At 74.0% G+C, this 17,808-nt stretch carries 15 protein-coding genes; 13 read left to right on the top strand and 2 right to left on the bottom strand.

The features are described from left to right. Nucleotides 1-16 precede the first annotated feature (16 nt). The gene (locus CR162_RS00300) at nucleotides 17-1,492 is read right to left on the bottom strand and encodes a sodium:proton antiporter (RefSeq protein ID WP_099093542.1); all 1,476 of its coding nucleotides are present in this window, start codon (nucleotides 1,490-1,492) and stop codon (nucleotides 17-19) included. 170 nt (nucleotides 1,493-1,662) lie between these two features. Here CR162_RS00300 and CR162_RS00295 point away from each other — a divergent pair, with 170 nt between their 5' ends. The 12 genes from CR162_RS00295 (at nucleotide 1,663) to acpS (ending at nucleotide 14,757) form a co-directional block, all read left to right on the top strand. Then, entirely contained in the window at nucleotides 1,663-2,544 is an 882-nt protein-coding gene (locus CR162_RS00295; protein ID WP_099093541.1) for a CoxG family protein, read from the top strand. Between the two features lie 3 nt (nucleotides 2,545-2,547). After that, the gene (locus tag CR162_RS00290) at nucleotides 2,548-3,483 is read left to right on the top strand and encodes an AAA family ATPase (protein ID WP_176559655.1); all 936 of its coding nucleotides are present in this window, start codon (nucleotides 2,548-2,550) and stop codon (nucleotides 3,481-3,483) included. 57 nt (nucleotides 3,484-3,540) lie between these two features. After that, nucleotides 3,541-4,749: a vWA domain-containing protein gene (locus tag CR162_RS00285; RefSeq protein WP_099093540.1), complete on the top strand. Its 1,209-nt coding sequence runs from the start codon at nucleotides 3,541-3,543 to the stop codon at nucleotides 4,747-4,749. Further along, the gene (locus CR162_RS00280; protein WP_099093539.1) at nucleotides 4,746-5,078 is read left to right on the top strand and encodes an XdhC family protein; all 333 of its coding nucleotides are present in this window, start codon (nucleotides 4,746-4,748) and stop codon (nucleotides 5,076-5,078) included. The genes CR162_RS00285 and CR162_RS00280 overlap by 4 nt, the downstream gene beginning before the upstream one ends. Beyond that, a complete protein-coding gene (locus CR162_RS00275) occupies nucleotides 5,075-5,767 on the top strand; it encodes an XdhC family protein (RefSeq protein ID WP_099093538.1) in 693 nt (230 codons plus the stop codon). The genes CR162_RS00280 and CR162_RS00275 overlap by 4 nt, the downstream gene beginning before the upstream one ends. Before the next feature lie 11 nt (nucleotides 5,768-5,778). Next, on the top strand, nucleotides 5,779-7,425 hold the full coding sequence (locus tag CR162_RS00270) for an NTP transferase domain-containing protein (protein WP_099093537.1): 1,647 nt from the start codon (nucleotides 5,779-5,781) through the stop codon (nucleotides 7,423-7,425). Between the two features lie 23 nt (nucleotides 7,426-7,448). Further along, nucleotides 7,449-10,472 (top strand): ligand-binding sensor domain-containing diguanylate cyclase, encoded by a 3,024-nt coding sequence (locus tag CR162_RS00265; protein ID WP_141563049.1) that lies wholly within the window; start codon nucleotides 7,449-7,451, stop codon nucleotides 10,470-10,472. A gap of 78 nt (nucleotides 10,473-10,550) precedes the next feature. Continuing rightward, entirely contained in the window at nucleotides 10,551-11,051 is a 501-nt protein-coding gene (folK, locus tag CR162_RS00260) for a 2-amino-4-hydroxy-6-hydroxymethyldihydropteridine diphosphokinase (RefSeq protein WP_099093535.1), read from the top strand. A gap of 159 nt (nucleotides 11,052-11,210) precedes the next feature. Then, complete coding sequence (rpoZ, locus tag CR162_RS00255) at nucleotides 11,211-11,612, top strand: DNA-directed RNA polymerase subunit omega (RefSeq protein WP_099093534.1); 402 nt, start codon at nucleotides 11,211-11,213, stop codon at nucleotides 11,610-11,612. Nucleotides 11,613-11,625: 13 nt separating this feature from the next. Further along, on the top strand, nucleotides 11,626-13,917 hold the full coding sequence (locus tag CR162_RS00250; RefSeq protein WP_408887441.1) for a RelA/SpoT family protein: 2,292 nt from the start codon (nucleotides 11,626-11,628) through the stop codon (nucleotides 13,915-13,917). Between the two features lie 60 nt (nucleotides 13,918-13,977). Beyond that, nucleotides 13,978-14,283 carry an alkylphosphonate utilization protein gene (locus CR162_RS00245; protein ID WP_099093533.1) on the top strand — a complete coding sequence of 102 codons (306 nt, stop codon included), beginning with the start codon at nucleotides 13,978-13,980 and terminating at the stop codon, nucleotides 14,281-14,283. Nucleotides 14,284-14,346: 63 nt separating this feature from the next. Then, nucleotides 14,347-14,757 carry a holo-ACP synthase gene (acpS, locus tag CR162_RS00240; RefSeq protein WP_099093532.1) on the top strand — a complete coding sequence of 137 codons (411 nt, stop codon included), beginning with the start codon at nucleotides 14,347-14,349 and terminating at the stop codon, nucleotides 14,755-14,757. Nucleotides 14,758-14,789: 32 nt separating this feature from the next. On the opposite strand, the gene CR162_RS00235 is transcribed toward acpS, so the two are convergent. Then, nucleotides 14,790-15,176 (bottom strand): YraN family protein, encoded by a 387-nt coding sequence (locus tag CR162_RS00235; RefSeq protein WP_099093531.1) that lies wholly within the window; start codon nucleotides 15,174-15,176, stop codon nucleotides 14,790-14,792. Between the two features lie 78 nt (nucleotides 15,177-15,254). Here CR162_RS00235 and CR162_RS00230 point away from each other — a divergent pair, with 78 nt between their 5' ends. Continuing rightward, nucleotides 15,255-17,747, top strand: a complete 2,493-nt coding sequence (locus CR162_RS00230; RefSeq protein ID WP_099093530.1) for a penicillin acylase family protein — start codon at nucleotides 15,255-15,257, stop codon at nucleotides 17,745-17,747. Nucleotides 17,748-17,808: the final 61 nt, after the last annotated feature.

Below are 17,808 nucleotides of genomic sequence, written 5' to 3'. Positions count from 1 at the left end.
TCCTTTATGGACGCTTTCAGAAAAACAGCAGCGTGACCAGGATGAAGGTGGGCACCAGGAAGACCAGCGCCCATCCGCAATAGCCGAAGAAGCTCGGCATGCGCACACCCTGCGCCTCGACAATGGCCTTCACCATGAAGTTGGGCGCGTTGCCGATATACGAATTGGCGCCCATGAACACCGCGCCGCAGGAGATGGCGGCCAGCGTCAGCGCGCCCTGCCCCATCAGCGCCGCCGCGTCGCCGCCCGCCAGGTTGAAGAAGACCAGGTAGGTCGGCGCGTTGTCGAGAAAGGAGGAGAGCAGCCCGGTCAGCCAGAAATAGACCCAGGGAATGGGCTGGCCGGCAGGGTCGGAGGTGAGCGCCACGAGGCCCGCCAGCGGCCCGGCGGGGCCGGCCTTCAGCATGGCCAGGACCGGCGCCATGGTGAGGAAGATGGCGGCGAACAGCTTGGCCACCTCCACGATGGCGCCCCAGGTGAAGCCGTTCGCCTCGCGGATGCCGGCCGGCGTGAGCCACACCGAGGCGGCGGTGATGGCCAGGAAGATCAGCATGGCCACCACCCGCTCCAGCCCGATCGGCTGGCCGAGCAGCGAAACCTCGCCCGGCTGCCACAGCCCCTGCATCAGCACGGCCGCCACCACGGCGCCGATCAGCGCCACGTTCACCCAGCCGGCGATGGCCAGCCGCTCATGCGGCGGCGCCTCGGCGTGGTCCGCGTGCATGGCGGCCTCGGCGGCGGGAGCGATGGGCGCCTTGCGCTCCTTCGCATAGGCCAGGCTGTCCAGCACCCAGTAGACGGCCAGCAGCAGCACGGCGCAGAACAGGAACTCGCCGAACAGGTGGGTGGTGGGCCAGAAGAAGCTGACCCCCTTGAGGAAGCCGAGATAGAGCGGCGGGTCGCCGAGCGGGGTCAGGCTGCCGCCGATGTTGCTCACTAGGAAGATGAAGAAGACGAAGGTGTGCATCTTCCGCCGCCGCCCGGCGTTGGCCCGCAGCAACGGGCGGATCAGCACCATCGAGGCGCCGGTGGTGCCCATCAGGCTGGCGATGGCGGTGCCCACCGCCAGCAGCGCCGTGTTGGTGCCCGGCGTGCCGACCAGGCTGCCCTTCAGCAGCACGCCGCCGCCCGCGGCGTAGAGGGCGAGGAGAAGGGTGATGAAGGGCAGGTACTCGCCCACCATGACATGCGCGAATTCATGCCAGGCGTGACCGGTGCCGAACGCCAGCGCGTAGGGCAGCAGGAACAGCGCCGTCCAGCCGGCGGCGATCTTGCCGTAGTGGTGGTGCCACAGATGGCCCGCCAGCAGCGGCATCAGCGCGATGGAGAGCAGCACCCCGGCGAAGGGCAGCGCCCACAGCGCGGAGAGCACGGGCGCGGCGCCTTCGGCCGGTGCCGCCAGCGCCGGGCCGGCGGCCAGCAGCCCGGCCAGGAGGGAGGGCAGCGCCGCCCCCAGACACGCGATCCCGCGGCGCGACCAGACCCCTGGCATCGTCCGTCCCCTTCAGCTTCCGGCGGCCGGCCCCGAGGGCGGCCGCGGCGGTTTTCCCGTGCCCTGCCCCTACACCAGCCCCGGCCGGGGCACCACCCATTGGCCGCGCCACCCTTTCCCCCGGCGCCGGCCCGCCCTAGCTTCCGCACAGCAGTAGAGGGAGAGTTGCGATGGAAATGACCGGTGAGCGGCGAATCGAGGCGCCGCGCGAGACCGTCTGGCAGGGCCTGAACGATCCCGAGGTGCTGCGCGCCTCCATTCCCGGCTGCGAGTCGGTCGAGCGCACGGGAGACGACAGCTTCCAGGCCCGCGTCGGCGTCAAGATCGGGCCGATGGCGGCGAAGTTCACCGGCAAGGTGCAGCTCACCAACATCAACCCGCCCGCCTCCTACACCATCGGCGGCGAGGGCAATGGCGGCGCCATGGGCTTCGCCAAGGGCGGCGCCGACGTGGCGCTGGAGGAGCAGGGGCCCAACACCACCCTGCTGCGCTACAACGTCAAGGCGCAGGTGGGCGGCAAGATGGCGCAGCTCGGCGCGCGGCTGATCGACAGCACCGCCAAGCAGATGGCCGACCAGTTCTTCGATCGCTTCGCCGCCATCGTCTCCACCCCCGCCGAGGCCGCTCCCGCCGCCATCGCCGGCCAGGCGCCCCGCAGCGAGGCCGCCGCCGCCATGGCCGATGGCGCCGCCCCACGCCCCTCGCACATCCCGGCGCTGCCGCCCGGCACCGTGCCCACCCCCGCCCCCGGCACCGAGGTGGGCGATGCCTCCCCCACCCAGCGTCTCGGCGCCGCGACGCTGATCGGCGCGGGCGTCGCCGAGCATGGCGGCGAGGCCCCGCCCGGCGGCAGGCCGGCCCCGCTGCAGACGGGCGGGCATGTGCCGCACGACCCGGCGGCGCGCGGCTATGCCCGGCCGGTGGCGGCGCCCTCGCCCTCCATCTCGGTGTTCCAGCTGCTGCCCTCCGAGATCATGGGCCTGCCGGTGCTGTTCTGGGGCGGCTCGGCGGTGTTCCTGGTGATCCTGTTCCTGCTCTTCGTGCTCGGCTGAGCCGTGGCGCCGGCACCCGCCCCCCTGCCCTCCTCGGTCTCGGAAACCGAACGGCTCCTGGCGCTTGGCGGCTATGTCGCCGACCGGGCGCTGGCCACCACCGTCTTCCTGGCGCTGGCCATGGGCCGCCCGCTCTTCCTGGAAGGGGAGCCGGGCACCGGCAAGACGGAGATCGCCAAGGTGCTGGCGGCCGGGCTCGGCCGGAGGCTGGTGCGGCTGCAATGCTATGACGGGCTGGACCTGCAGGCGGCGGCCTATGAATGGAACCATGCGCGGCAGCTCATGGCCATCCGCCTGGCCGAGGCCTCCGGGGAAAGCCAGGGCGAGGCGGGCCGCGCGGCGCTCGAGGCCGGCATCTACGACCGCCGCTTCCTGCAGGAGCGGCCGCTGCTGGCGGCGCTCTCCGGCCCGCCCGCCGTGCTGCTGATCGACGAGCTGGACCGCGCGGACGAGCCCTTCGAGGCCTTCCTGCTGGAGATCCTGGCCGATTTCCAGCTCACCATCCCCGAGCTTGGCACCGTGCGCGCCGAGACGCCGCCCATCGTGGTGCTGACCAGCAACCGCACGCGGGAGGTGCACGACGCCATCCGCCGCCGCTGCCTCTACCAGTGGGTGGACTACCCGGACGCGGTGCGCGAGCGCGCCATCCTGGCCAGCCGCGCCCCCGGCCTGCCGGAGACGCTCTCGGCCCAGGTGGTGGCCTTCGTGCAGAAGCTGCGCGGCGGCGACTTCTTCAAGCTGCCGGGCGTGGCCGAGACCATCGACTGGGCCAACGCGCTGCGCGCGCTGGACGCCGCCGAGCTGGAGCCGGTGCTGGTGGACGAGACGCTGGGCGCCCTGCTGAAATACCAGGACGACATCGCCAAGCTGCGCGGCGCCGAGGCGGCGAGGCTGGTGGAGGCGGTGAAGCAGCCCCCCGCCCCCGCCATGCCCTTCTGACGTCGCGTGGCCGGTGAAACGGGGCCTCGCGGCATGAGCGGCACGCCCGGAGCCGGTATGCCCAAGGCCGGCACGCTGGCGGCCAACCTGCTGGGCTTCGGCCGGCTGCTGCGGCGTGCCGGCCTGCTGGTCGGGCCGGCCGAGATGCTGGCCGGCGCCGAGGCGCTGACCCGCATCGACCTCGCCGACCGGCGGCAGGCCCAGGCCGCGCTGCGGGCCACGCTGGTGCACCGGCAGGAGCACCAGCACCTGTTCGACCATGCCTTCCGCCTGTGGTGGCGTGACCCGGAGGCCGGCCGCCACGCCGCCGCCATGGACGCGCTCAGCCAGGGGCAGCCGCCGCCCAGGCCCCCGCCGGGCGGGCGCCGGCTGGCCGAGGCGCTGGGCGGCCAGGCGCCACCGCCGCAGCCGCCCCGGGCGCCCGAGCGCGAGGTGGATGCCAGCCTGACCGTCAGCGCCGCCGAGGCCCTGGCAAGGATGGATTTCGAGGCGATGGGCGCGGCGGAGCTGGCGGCGGCGCGCGGCGAGATCCGCCGCCTGTCCCTGCCGCTCGACCACCGCCCCACCCGCCGCTTCCGCCCCGACCCGGCGGGGCCGCGCGCCGACCTGCGCGCCACGCTGCGCCACGCCATGCGGCAGGGCGGCGAGGTGCTGGAGCTTCGCCACACGCGGCGGGTGGAGCGGCCGCCGCCGCTGGTGGCCATCTGCGACATCTCCGGCAGCATGGCGCGCTACGCCCAGGTGCTGCTGCACTTCCTGCACGCGGTGACCAACGACCGCGACCGCGTCTCCACCTTCCTGTTCGGCACCAGGCTCACCAACATCACCCGCCCGCTGCGGCACCGGGATGCCGAGGTGGCCTTCGAGATGGTCAGCCACCTGGTGCCGGACTGGTCGGGCGGCACCCGCATCGGCGAGGCGCTGGACCTGTTCAACAGGCAGTGGGGGCGGCGCGTGCTGGGCCAGGGAGCGGTGGTGCTGCTGATCACCGATGGGCTGGAGCGCGGCGACGCCGCCGACCTCGCCCGCCTCGCCGCCGCCACGGAGCGGCTGCGCAATTCCTGCCGCAGGCTGATCTGGCTGAACCCGCTGCTGCGCTACGCGGGCTTCCAGCCGCGCTCGCAGGGCATCCGCACCATGCTCCCCCTGGTGCATGAGCACCGTCCGGTCCACAACATCGAGAGCCTGCGCGCCCTGGTGCGGACCCTTTCCGGCCCGGCGCCGCGCCCCGCCGCCACAGGAACGCTTTCGGGAGGATTGCGATGAGCGACCAGGAGGACATCCTCGCCACCGCCGCCGGCTGGCTGGCCGAGGGCGAGACGGTGGCGCTGGCGACCGTGGTGGAAACCTGGGGCAGCTCGCCTCGCCCCGCCGGCTCGCATCTCGCCGTCACCGCCTCCGGCCGGCTGGCCGGCAGCGTCTCGGGCGGCTGCATCGAGGGGGCGGTGGCCGAGGCGGCGCGCCGGACCATGGCCGACGGAACCCCCCAGCTGCTGGATTTCGGCATCAGCGACGAGCGCGCCTGGGAGGTGGGCCTGGCCTGCGGGGGCAAGCTGAAGGTGTTCGTGGAGAAGCTCGAGGGGCAGGCGGCGTGAAGGCGGATTTCCTCGCCCGGCTGCAACGGGCGCGCGCCGCCGACCGGGCCGTGGCGGTGGCCACGCGCCTGACGGATGGCGCGCAGTTCCTCCACCCCGAGGACGGCCTCCCCGCCCCCCTCGCCGCCGCCGCCGATGCGGCGCTGGCGTCCGACGCCGCCGCCAGCCTGCCGCATGAGGGCGCGCCCTGGTTCATCCAGCCGCACAATCCCCGCCTGCGGCTGATCGTGGTGGGGGCGGTGCATGTGGCGCAGGCGCTGGTGCCGATGGCACTGGGCCTCGGCTTCGCCGTCACGGTGGTCGATCCGCGCCGCGCCTTCGCCACGGAGGAGCGCTTCGGCACCGGCGTGACGCTGGTGGACGAATGGCCGGACGAGGCCATGGAGCGGCTCGCCCCCGACGCGCGCACCGCCATCGTCACCCTCACCCACGACCCGAAGCTGGACGACCCGGCGCTGGAGGTGGCGCTGCGCAGCCCCGCCTTCTACATCGGCGCGCTGGGCAGCCGGCGCACCCACGCCAAGCGGGTGGCGCGCCTCGCCGAGGCCGGGCTGCCCGAGGAGGCCATGGCGCGCATCGCCGCCCCCGTGGGCCTCGCCATCGGCGCCGTCACGGCGCCCGAGATCGCCCTTTCCATCATGGCCGAGATCGTCGCCCGCCGCCGCGGCGCCGCGCTGGCCGGCCGGTAGGTTCCGCCATCATGCAGTTCGGCCCCACCCCGCTCGAAGACGCCCAGGGCGCCGTGCTCGCCCACACGCTGCGCCTGCCCGGCAAGGTGCTCAAGAAGGGCACGGTGCTGGACGCCGAGGCCATCGCCGCGCTGCGCGCGGCCGGCCGGCGGGAGGTCATCGCCGCCCGGCTGGAAAGCGGCGACGTGCCGGAGAACGAGGCTGCCCACCGCATCGGCGAGGCGCTGATGGGGCCGCTGCTGGCCCGCTCGCGCGCCGCCACGGGGCGGGTGAACCTGCTGGCCGACGCCGCCGGGCTGCTGGTGGTGAACGAGGCGCTGGTCAACCGCCTCAACGCGCTGGACGAGAGCCTGACGCTGGCCACCCTGCCCAGCCACAGCCCCGTCTCGGCGCGGGAGATGCTGGCCACGGTGAAGGTCATCCCCTTCGCGGTGCCGGGCGGCGTGCTGCAGGTGGCGGAGGCCATGGCCCGCTCGGGCCAGGCGCTTTCCATCCATCCCTTCCGCCCGCTCAAGGTGGGGCTGGTGCTGACCGAGCTGCCGGGGCTCAAGGAAAGCGTCATGGAGGGCGCGGTGGAGGCCACCGAGGCGCGCATCGCCGGCCTCGCGGGCCAGCTCCTGCCGCCCGAGCGCTGCCGGCACGAGGAGGCCGCCATCGCCGACGCGCTGAACCGCCTGAAGCGGGCGGGAGCGGAGATGCTGCTGACCGCCGGCGCCTCGGCGGTGGTGGACCGGCGCGATGTCGGGCCCGCCGCCATCGTCCGCGCCGGGGGGCGGATCGAGCATTTCGGCATGCCGGTCGATCCCGGCAACCTGCTCTGCCTCGGCCGCATCGGTGACATCCCCGCCCTGGTGCTACCCGGCTGCGCCCGCAGCCCGAAGCTCAACGGCTTCGACTGGGTGTTGCAGCGCCTTTTCGCCGGCCTGCCGGTGGGGGGGCGGGAGATCGCCGCCATGGGCGTCGGCGGGCTGCTGAAGGAGATCGAGGCGCGGCCCCTGCCGCGCGAGGCGGCGCCGCGCAACGCCCCCACCGGCGCCGCGCCGCGCCGGCCGCGCCAGGTGGCGGCGCTGGTGCTGGCCGCCGGCCGCTCCCGCCGCATGGCGCCGCTCAACAAGCTGCTGGTGCCCGACAGCAAGGGCGTGCCGATGGTCGCCCGCGTCGTCGCCAACGCGCTGGAAAGCCGCGCCCGCCCCGTCATCGTCGTGACCGGCTACGAGCGCGAGCGGGTGGAGGATGCGCTGGCCGGGCGCCCCGTGCTGCTCGCCCAGACGGAGGACTATGCCGAGGGGCTTTCCGCCTCGCTCAAGGCCGGCCTTTCCGCCCTGCCACCGGAGGTTGAGGGCGTGCTTGTCTGCCTGGGCGACATGCCGCTCGTCACCGGCCCCATGCTCGACCGGCTGCTCGCCGCCTTCGACCCCGAGGAGGGGCGCGCTATCGTGATGCCCACCTTTCGCGGGAAACAGGGTAACCCAATGCTCTGGTCACGGGAGTTTCTTCCGGAAATGATGCAGATCACGGGTGATGTGGGAGCCCGCCACCTGGCCGGCAAATATGCCGACCGCGTGGTGGAGGTGGAAATGGCGGACGACGCCGTGCTGCGCGACTTCGACACGACGGACGCGCTCCGCCTCAACCCGGAGTTCGCCGGGCGGCGCTAGCCGGCCGGCCGGGATCCCCTATCTTGCCACGCTGCGTCCTGCGGTGGCTGGCGGCGTGCCTGCTCGCGCTCGGTGCGTTGCACGGGCCCCTGCCGGCCGCGGCCGCCTCGCCCTGGGAGGCTTTCGCCACCCGGGTGTTCGAGCCGATCGCCGCCGCCCGCCGCCTGCCGCACGAGACCGCCACCGCCCTGGCGCAGGACCGCCAGGGCGCGATCTGGATCGGCACGCTGGGTGGCCTCGCGCGGCATGACGGCTACCGGGTGCAGCCCTATGTGGCGCGGCCCGAAGGCGGGGGCGGCCTGCCGGACAATCATGTGCGGGCGCTGCTCGCCCTGCCCGAGGGGGGTCTGCTCGTCGGCACCCATTCGGGCGGGCTGGCGCGCTTCGACCCCGAAACGGGCGACTTCATCGCCATCGCCCCGCCGGACGAGGAGGCCGGATGGAAGCGGGTCTTCGCCCTCGCCCCGGGGCGGGACGGCGGTGCCTGGGTGGCGACCGAGGCGGGGCTCGCCTTCTGGCCGGCCGGCGCGGAGGCCGCCGAGCCCGTGCCCGGCTGGCCGCGCACCGCCGCCCTTTCCGTGCTGGAGGAGGCCGACGGCACGCTCTGGGTGGGCACCGCCACGGGCCTGCGCCGGCGCATCCCCACCGAGGCGGCGTTCCGCTGGCCGCGGGCCGGCAGCGCCCTGGCGCAGGACATGGCGCGCGACGAGGTGTGGTCGCTGCTCCGCGACTCCGCGGGGCGGCTCTGGTTCGGCACGGGGCGCAGCGGCCTGGGCTGGGTGGAGGAGGGCGTGGTCCATCTCCGCCCCGGCCTGTCCGGCCGGCAGGGGCTGGCCGGGGGCCGCACCGTCACCGCGCTGCTGGAACCCGCCCCCGGCACGCTCTGGGCCTCCACCGACGGCATCGGCATCATCGTCGCGGAAGGCAAGCGGACGCCCGCCCTGCTGCAGCACGACCCCGCCCTGCCCGTCTCGCTGTCAGGCGACGTGGTGCGCGCGCTGCTGCGCGACCGCGCGGGCAATGTCTGGGCCGCCACCGAGCGGGGCGTGAACCGGCACGACACCCAGGGGCAGGCGGTGCTCTCGGTGCTGCCCTCGCCGCTCTCGCCGCGCACCCTGTCGGACCAGAACGTCTACAGCGTGGCCGTGGACCGGCGGGGCCGCGCCTGGCTCGGCCTCGGGCAGGGCCGCATCGACATGCTGGACCCCGCCACCGGCGAGCTGCGCCGCCTGCAGCTCGAGGACCCGCAGACGGCGCGCGACGTGCAGGCGCTGCTGCCGCTGCCGGATGGCGGCATGCTGGCCGGTGCGCGGGGCGTGGCGCGCATTGACGGCGACAGCCTGGAGATCACGCCTTCCGCCTTTCCGGCCGTGGAGGGGGAGGTGGTGAACGCCCTGGCGATGGAAAGCGGCGAGCTGCTGGTGGGCACGCAGGAGGGCCTGCTGCGGCTGGACGCGGCCGGGCGGGTGCTGCGCCGCTGGCAGCGCGGCGCGGCAGCCGGCAGCGGCCTGCCGGACACGCCGGTGCGCGGCATCGACCGGCTGGGCGTCGCCGGCACCTGGGTGGGCACCGCGGGCGGGCTCAGCATCTTCCCGCCCGGCGCCACGGAGCCCTTCAGCCTGCGGCACGACCCCGCCCGGCCCGACGGCCTGCCGCACGACAATGTGGGGCCTGTGCTGCTCGACACGCGCGGGCGGATCTGGGTGGGCACCTTCGGCGGCGGCATCGGCGTGGTGTCCGGCTGGCCGCCGCCACCGGGCGAGGCGCCGCGCTTCCGCGCCCTGACGACCCGCCATGGCCTCAGCGACAACAGCGTGGCCGCGCTGCTGGCCGATGCGAAGGGCCGGATCTGGGCCTCCACCGCGCGCGGGCTGAGCATGATCCCGGCCGATGGCGGCCCCGCCCGCGTACTGACCATGCGCGACGGGGAGCGGGTGCGCACCTATGTGCAACGCGCCGCCGCGCGGCTGCCGGGGGGCGAGCTGCTGTTCGGCGGGCTGGGCGGGCTTTCCATCGTGCTGCCCTGGCGGGCGGAGCAGGCGCGGCCGGCGCCCCGCATCGGCTTCACCGGCATGGCGCTGGAGGGACGCGCCATGCCGCCCGGCCTCGCGCCCACCACCGGGGCGCGGCTCGACCTGCCCTCCGGCCTGCGCCGGCTGCGTGTGGAGTTCGCGCTGATGGACTTCCGCGCGCCCGCCGGCACCCGCTACGCCTACCGCCTGGCCGAGCTGGACCAGGAGTGGACCGAGGCCAACCCGGAGGACCCGGCGGCCAATTTCGAGCGCCTGCCGCCCGGGCTGCACCGCCTGCAGGTGCGTGCCTGGACCGGGCCGGTGAGCGCCGGCCCGGCGGCCGAGACCTCGCTGGTCCTGGCCATCCCGCCGCGCTGGTTCGAGAGCTCCTGGTTCGGCCTCCTGGCGCTCATGGCGTGCGGCATGGCGGTGATGGGGCTGGTGCAGGGCCGCACCGCCTATCTGCGGCACCGCCAGCGGGAGCTGACCCGGCTGGTGGACGAGCGCACGCGGGAGCTGCGCGCCGCCAACCACCGGCTGGACCGTCTGGCCGGCACCGACCCGCTGACCGGCCTGCTCAACCGCCGCCGCTTCGCCGAGCGCGCGGCGCAGGTGCTGGCCCGGGCCGAGCATGGCGGCCCCGGCTTCGCGCTGGTGCTGTTCGACCTCGACCGCTTCAAGCAGCTCAACGACACGCATGGCCACAATGCCGGCGATGCGGCGCTGGTCAGCTTCTGCCGCCTGGCCACCCGCCTGTGCCGGCCGCAGGGCCTGCTGGGCCGGCATGGCGGCGAGGAGATCATGCTGCTGGTGCCCGGCTGCGACGTGGTGGAGGGCCGCGCCATCGCCGAGCGCATCCGCGCCGCCCAGGCGGAAAGCCCGATCACCTGGCAGGGCCGCCCGCTGGCGGTGACGGTAAGCGGCGGCGTGGCGGCTTGGCAGCGCGGCGAATCGCTGGAAGCCCTGATCCACCGGGCCGACGCGGCGCTCTATGCCGCCAAGCATGGCGGCCGCGACCAGGTGCGGGCGGCCTGAGGCCGCCACCCCTGCCCTTCCGCCGCCCCGCGCTTCCGTGGCATGCGGGGGCGGCAACGCCCAGCCGGAGCCTTCCGCATGATCCTGATCGCGCTCGGTGCCAACCTGCCCGGCACGGATGGCCGCGCGCCCCGCGCCAGCTGCGAGGCCGCCGCGGCCGCGCTGGACGCCATTCCCGGCCTGCGGCTGGAAGGGGTCTCGCGCTGGTGGGAAACGGCGCCGGAGCCGCCCCTGCCCGGCTCGCCCTGGTATGTGAACGGCGTGGCGCGCTGCTCGGGCGGCATCGGCCCCGAGGCCCTGCTCGCGGCCTTGCAGGCGCTGGAGCGGGCGGCCGGCCGGCAGCGCCCCTATCCCAACGCGCCGCGCACGCTGGATCTCGACATCATCGCCATGGGCGATGGCGGCGCGCTGCTGCGCGAGGCGCCGGACCCGGTGCTGCCCCACCCGCGCGCGCATCTGCGCCGCTTCGTGCTCCAGCCGCTGGCCGAGGTGGCGCCGGGCTGGGTGCATCCGCGCCTGGGCCGCGGCGTGGAGGAATTGCTGGAGGCGCTGCCCCCGGCGCAGATGCGCCCGATCTGAAGCAATGCAGATGCGCCAGGACGGGGCCGGTCCGGGGCGCCGGCCGCAAGGGGTGGCGGAGCCTGTCCAGGGGCCGCACAAAGGCGCCAACAGCTTGCTATTCGCAGTTGCGATGGCTATTTCAGGCGTTCAGCACAGAATTTGAGTTGGAGGCCGCCCATGGCCCGCGTCACGGTCGAAGACTGCATCCTGAAGATCCCGAACCGCTTCGAGCTGGTTCTGATCGCCGCGCAGCGCGCCCGCAACATCAGCCGGGGCGAGGAGCTGACGGTCGATCGCGACAACGACAAGAACCCCGTCGTCGCCCTGCGCGAGATCGCCGACGAGACGGTGGAGCTGGACGCGCTGCAGGAGGACCTGATCAAGTCCCTGCTGCGCGCGCCGGAGCCGGAGCCGGTGGAGGAGGAGGTGATCGACCTCATCGCCACCGACGAGAACATCTTCGGCGTCATGGATGTCAGCGAGGACAACGCGCCCGAGGCCGGCGGCCTCGAGGACCTGTCGCCCGACGACATCGAGGCGGCGATCGCCGCCGAGCTCGGCGGCGGCGGCCGCCGCTGAGCCGGGGGCGCGCTTGAAACCGGGCGTCGGGCAGAAGATCCACCCGGCGCCGCGCGCGCCCGAGGGGCTGCCGGCCGGCCCCGCCATCGCCGTGCCCGCGCCGCCGCCGCCGGTGGAAACCCCAGGCACGGAACTGGCCCGCCGCGTCGCGGCCTATGACCCGCGCGCCGATGTGGCGCTGCTGGAATCCGCCTACAACATCGCCGCCACCGCCCATGCCTCGCAGGCGCGCGAGAATGGCGAGCCCTACATCACCCACCCGCTCGCGGTGGCCGGCATCCTCGCCGGCTACAGGCTCGATACCGCGACCATCGCCACCGCCCTGCTGCACGACGTGGTGGAGGACACCGCCTTCAGCCTGGCGGAGCTGGAGAAGCGCTTCGGCGCCGACATCGCCCGGCTGGTCGATGGCGTGACCAAGCTGACCCGGCTGGAGCTGCAGTCAGAACGCACCAAGCAGGCGGAGAACTTCCGCAAGCTGGTCCTCGCCATGAGCGAGGACATCCGCGTGCTGCTGGTCAAGCTCGCGGACCGTCTGCACAACATGCGGACGCTGCACTTCAAGCCGAAGCCCGAAAGCCGCGCCCGCATCGCCCGCGAGACGATGGAGATCTACGCGCCGCTGGCCGAGCGCATCGGCATGGACGCGGTGAAGACGGAGCTGCAATCCCTCTCCTTCCGCGAGCTGCAGCCCGACGCCTACCAGACCATCACCGCCCGCCTCGCCTTCCTGCGCGGCCAGGGCGCCGACCTGATCGACGATGTGGCCACCGACCTGAAGGCCAAGCTGAAGGCCGCCGAGGTGCCGGTGATCGAGGTGACGGGGCGCGAGAAGTCGCCCTACTCGATCTGGATGAAGATGCACGAGAAGAAGGTCGAGTTCGAGCAGCTCTCGGACATCATGGCCTTCCGCGTCGTCACCACCGACAAGGCGAACTGCTACGCGGCGCTGGGCGCCATCCACTCGGCCTATCGCGTGGTCCCGGGCCGCTTCAAGGACTACATCTCGACGCCCAAGCCCAACGGCTACCAGTCGCTGCACACCGGCGTCACCGTGCCCGAGCGGCGCAACGCCAAGATCGAGGTGCAGATCCGCACGCCGGAGATGCACGAGATCGCCCAATACGGCGTCGCCGCGCACTGGATGTACAAGCAGGGCGGCAGCCCCGCCGCCGAGGTGCCGAAGCAGCGCCGCTATCCCTGGGTGCGGGAGCTGCTGGAGATCCTGGAATCGGCCGCCGAGCCGGGCGAGTTCCTGGAGCACACCAAGCTCGCCCTGCACCAGGACCAGGTCTTCTGCTTCACGCCGAAGGGCGACCTGATCGCCCTGCCGCGCGGCGCCACGCCGATCGACTTCGCCTACCAGGTGCACAGCCAGGTGGGCGATGCCTGCGTCGGCGCCAAGATCAACGGCCGCATCGTCCCGCTCCGCCACCAGCTAGAGAATGGCGACCAGGTCGAGATCATCACCGCGCGCGGCGGCACGCCGAACCCGGCCTGGGAGCGCTTCGTCGTCACCGGCAAGGCGAAGGCGCGCATCAAGCGCTTCGTCATGGCGCGGCAGCGCACGGAATTCCAGGAGCAGGGGCGCAGCGCCATCGCCAAGGCCTTCCGGCAGGAGGGGCTGGAATTCTCCGAGAAGCTGCTGGAAACCGCCATCAAGGCCTTCAAGCAGCCGGGCTTCGAGGAGCTGTGCGTCGCCGTCGGCAATGGCAACCTCTCGGCGCGCGAGGTGCTGCACGCCGCCATCCCCGAGCTGCGCGGCCCGCCGCGGCCGATGGACCACCTGCCGCTGGCCCGTGCCCGTGGCAAGCCCGGCGCCACCGTCATGCGCCCGGAACGGCGGCGGGAGGCCAGCTCCGGCATCACCGGCCTCGTCGCCGGCATGGCGGTGCAGTTCGCCGGCTGCTGCCACCCCGTGCCGGGGGACCGCATCGTCGGCATCGTCTCCACCGGCAAGGGGGTGACGGTGCACAAGCATGATTGCAACAACCTCGAGGCCTTCTCCGCCACGCCCGAGCGCTTCCTCGACATCGACTGGGACTACGAGGCCGGCTCCGGCGGCGCCCATCTCGGCCGGCTCGACGTGGTGACGGCGAACGAGGACGCGGCCGTCGCCGCCATGGCCGTGGTCATCGCCAAGCAGAACGGCAAGCTGCACAACCTCCGCTTCGCCCACCGCGCCGCCGACTATGCCGAGGTGGTGGTGGACCTGGAGGTGAGCGACCTGCGCCACCTGTCCAACGTGGTGGCGGCGCTGCGTGCCTGCCCCGGCATCATCCAGGTGGAGCGCAGCAAGGGCTGAGCCCTTGCCGCCGGCTCCCCCCGCGGGGAGAACCCCCGCCATTCTTGCGAGGAGCCGGAGATGGCCGACAACAGCGAAGACTATGTCTATGACGAGGCCGCCGGCGAATGGCGCCCGGCCAGCGAGGTGGCCGCCGCGGCGGAAGCCGCGCGGCCCCAGGCCCGCGACGCCGCCGGCACCCCGCTGGCCGACGGCGATTCCGTCACCCTCATCAAGGACCTGAAGGTGAAGGGCGCCAACCAGACCCTGAAGCAGGGCACCGTGATCCGCTCGATCCGCCTCACCGACGACCCGGAGGAGATCGACTGCCGGCATGAGAGCATCAAGGGGCTGGTGCTGCGCACCGAGTTCGTGCGCAAGCGGTGACGCGAAGCGGATGATTTTGCCGAAGTGATTTTGCGGGGGGGGAATCTGTCCTAAAGCCTCCGCATGATCATCGGCCTCGGCAACGACATCGTCGACATCCGCCGCATCGAGCGTTCCATCGAGCGATATGGCGAACGCTTCCTGGAGCGCGTCTTCACGCCGCTGGAGCGGAAGAAGGCGGAATCGCGCACCCCCAAGCTGCGCGCCGCCACCTACGCCAAGCGCTTCGCCGCCAAGGAGGCGGTTTCCAAGGCGCTCGGCACCGGCTTCCGCCAGGGCGTGTTCTGGCGCGACCTCGGCGTGGTGAACCTGTCGAGCGGCCAGCCCTCGCTGCGCCTCACCGGCGGCGCGGCCAAGCGGCTCGACGCCATCACGCCGCAGGGCTTCGGCGCGCAGATCAGCCTGACCATGACGGACGAGTACCCCTACGCGCAGGCCGTCGTCATCATCGCGGCGGTGCGGCTGGTTCCCTGAGCCAAAGCGACGGGCCGGGCGGGAGCCGGGCCTCAGCCTTCCAGGCGGAAGGCATCCATGATGCGCCGCATCCGCCCGGCGCCGTCCACCAGCACCACGTCGAACCGCACCCCGGCCGCGCCATGGCCGGGATGGGCGGCCATCCAGCCCTCCGCCGCCGCCATCAGCCGGGCGCGCTGGCGCGGGCCGAGGGCCAGCGCCGCGCCGGCCAGCTCGGCCCGCGCCTTCACCTCGATGAAGGCCAGCAGCCCTTCCCGCTCGGCGATCAGGTCGATCTCCCCCGCCTCCCGGCCGCGCGGGCCGCGGTGGCGGCGCGCCAGCACCACCCATCCCGACGCTTCCAGCCGGGCCGCCACGGCCTCCTCGGCCTGCTGGCCGCGCGCCGTGGCGGCGGCGCGGTTCTCGGGGGTTCGGCGCATGGCGCCACTCTTCACGCAGCCGCGAAGGGGCGCAAGCCGGGCTGTGGCGGCGCCGCGTCCTGCCCTACATCGGAAGCCATGCAGAGACGCCCCGGCCGGCTGCGCCGCTTCTTCCGCCGCGGCCTGATCGCCGCCGCCCTGATCCTCGTCCTCGCCGGCCTCGGCGCGGGCGGGCTGCTCTGGGCCAGCCTGCCCCCGCGCGAGGGGCGCATCGGCCTGCCGGGCCTTTCCGCTGCGGTGGAGGTGGTGGAGGACGCCCACGGCATTCCCCGCATCACCGCCCAGACCGAGCTGGATGCGGCGCGCGCGCTGGGCTGGCTGCACGCGCGGGACCGGATGTTCCAGATGGAGCTGATGCGCCGCAACGCCAGCGGCCGCCTGGCCGAGATCGCCGGCCGCGTGGCGCTGCGGCTGGACCGCTTCCACCGCACCCTCGGCCTGCGCCAGCGCGCCGAGGCCGACCTCGCCGCCCTGCCGCCCGGGACGCGGGCCATGCTGGAAGCCTATGCGGAGGGCGTGAACGCCTGGATCGCGGCGCGCGGCCGCCTCGCCGCGCCCGAGTTCATCGCGCTCGGCGTGCCGGAGCCGTGGCAGCCGGCGGATTCCCTGCTCTGGGCCAAGACCATGGGGCTGTGGCTTTCCAACAACTGGCGCACCGAGATCGACCGCGCCCGGCTCGCCGGCCTGCTGCCGCCGGAGCGGCTGGCGGAACTGTGGCCGGCCGACGAGACGCCGGGCCGCCCCGATGGCCAGCCCGACCGGCGCGCGGCGCTGGAGCCGGAGCGGATGGCGCGCCTCGCCGCCGCCCTGCCGCGCTTCCCGCAGGACGCGCCGCTGCCCAGCATCGCCTCCAACGCCTGGGCGCTGGCGCCGGACCGCTCCGCGAGCGGCGGCGCGCTGCTGGCCTCCGACCCGCATCTGGGCTTCCAGGCGCCGATCCTGTGGTACCTGGCGCGCATCGAGCTGCCGGGGGGCCGCTTCCTGGCCGGCGCCACCGCGCCGGGCGTGCCCTTCATGGTGATCGGCCGCAACGAGCGGCTGGCCTGGGGCTTCACCACCACCCATTCCGACACCCAGGACGTGTTCGTCGAGCGCCTGTCCGGCGCCGATGGCTACGAGACGCCCGAGGGGCCCCGCCCCTTCACACTGCGGGAGGAGAGCATCGCCATACGCGGGGAGGAGCCGCAGCGCCTGCGCGTGCGCGAGACGCGGCACGGCCCCGTGGTTTCCGACCTGGAGGGGCCTGGCCTGGAGGGAGACCTGCCCCCCGGCACGGTGCTCGCCGTGCGCATGGCCAATCTGGAGCCGGGCGACAGCGCCGCCGCGGGGCTGCACGCGCTGAACCGCGCCACGAGCCTCGCCATGGCGCGGGCGGCGGCAGCACGCATCACCGCGCCGCCGCAGAACCTGATGGTGGCGGATGCGGCAGGCGGCATCGGCATGTATCTCACCGGCCGCGTGCCGCTGCGCCGCGCGGGCGATGGCGGCCAGCCTGCCCCCGGCTGGGACGGCAGCCACGACTGGGACGGCTTCGTCCCCTTCGATGCGCTGCCGCACGCCGAAGCGCCCGCCAGCGGCGTGCTGGTGAACGCCAACAACCGCGTGCAGCCGGAAGGGGATGGCCCCTATCTCGGGCGGGACTGGCACGGCGACTGGCGCTTCCGCCGCATCCACGCGCTGCTGGCGCAGCGCGGGCGCCACACGCCCCAGGACCAGGCGGTGATCCAGCAGGATGCCGTCAGCCTTTTCGCGCGGGAGGTGCTGCCGGTGCTGCTGTCCCTGCCCCGCCCCGCCGGCCATGCCGGCGCGGCGCGCGACCTGCTGCTGGGCTGGGAAGGCGAGATGGCGCCGGACCGGCCGCAGCCGCTGATCTTCAATGCGTGGTGGAAGCTCGCCGCCCGCATGGCGCTGGCGCATGGCGGCGTGCCGGAAGGCGGCTGGCCCGCCACCTCGGAGTTCCTGCGCTTCGTGCTGCATCCGGACGGGCGGGGCGCCCATTGGTGCCGCCCCGCCGCCGAGGCCGGCACACCGCGCCCCGCCTCGGCCTTCGCCCCCGGCGGCGCCTGCGCCGCGCTGGCCGCCGCCGCGCTGACCGAGGCGGTGGAGGAGCTGGTGGCCCGCTTCGGCCCCGACCCCGCCGCCTGGCGGTGGGGCGACGCGCATGCGGCGCAGCTCGAACACCCGCTGCTGCGCTTCGTGCCGCTGCTCGGGCGCTGGAGCAGCCTCAGCCTGCCCACCCCCGGCGATGGCGAGACGGTCAACCGCGGCGGGACGGACCGCAGCTTCCGCCATGTGCATGGTCCGGGCCTGCGCGCCGTGTTCGACCTCGCCTCGCCGGACGGGGCCTGGGCCGTCATCGCCACCGGCCAGTCGGGCCATCCGCTGTCCCGCCACTGGGGGGATCAGGCGGCGCTATGGGCGGGGCGGGCGGCGGATGGGGCGAGGCTGCTGCGCCTCGGCGCGGTGCCGGAGCAGGCCGGCGGCCAGCTCACCCTCGCCCCCGCCGACTCTTCCGCTGGCTCTCCCTCTGGCTCTCCCTCTGGCTTGCAAACCGATGCGGGGCGGGAATGACAGGGCGGTGGGCGCGCATCCACCGTTGCATCCTGCCGCGCCGGCGGGGAAAGTAGGGGAA

It is taken from the genome of Teichococcus rhizosphaerae (assembly GCF_002631185.1).
Lineage (GTDB): Bacteria > Pseudomonadota > Alphaproteobacteria > Acetobacterales > Acetobacteraceae > Pseudoroseomonas > Pseudoroseomonas rhizosphaerae.
Note: the sequence above shows the minus strand (reverse complement) of the source record. Positions and strands in the feature narration are given on the sequence as shown.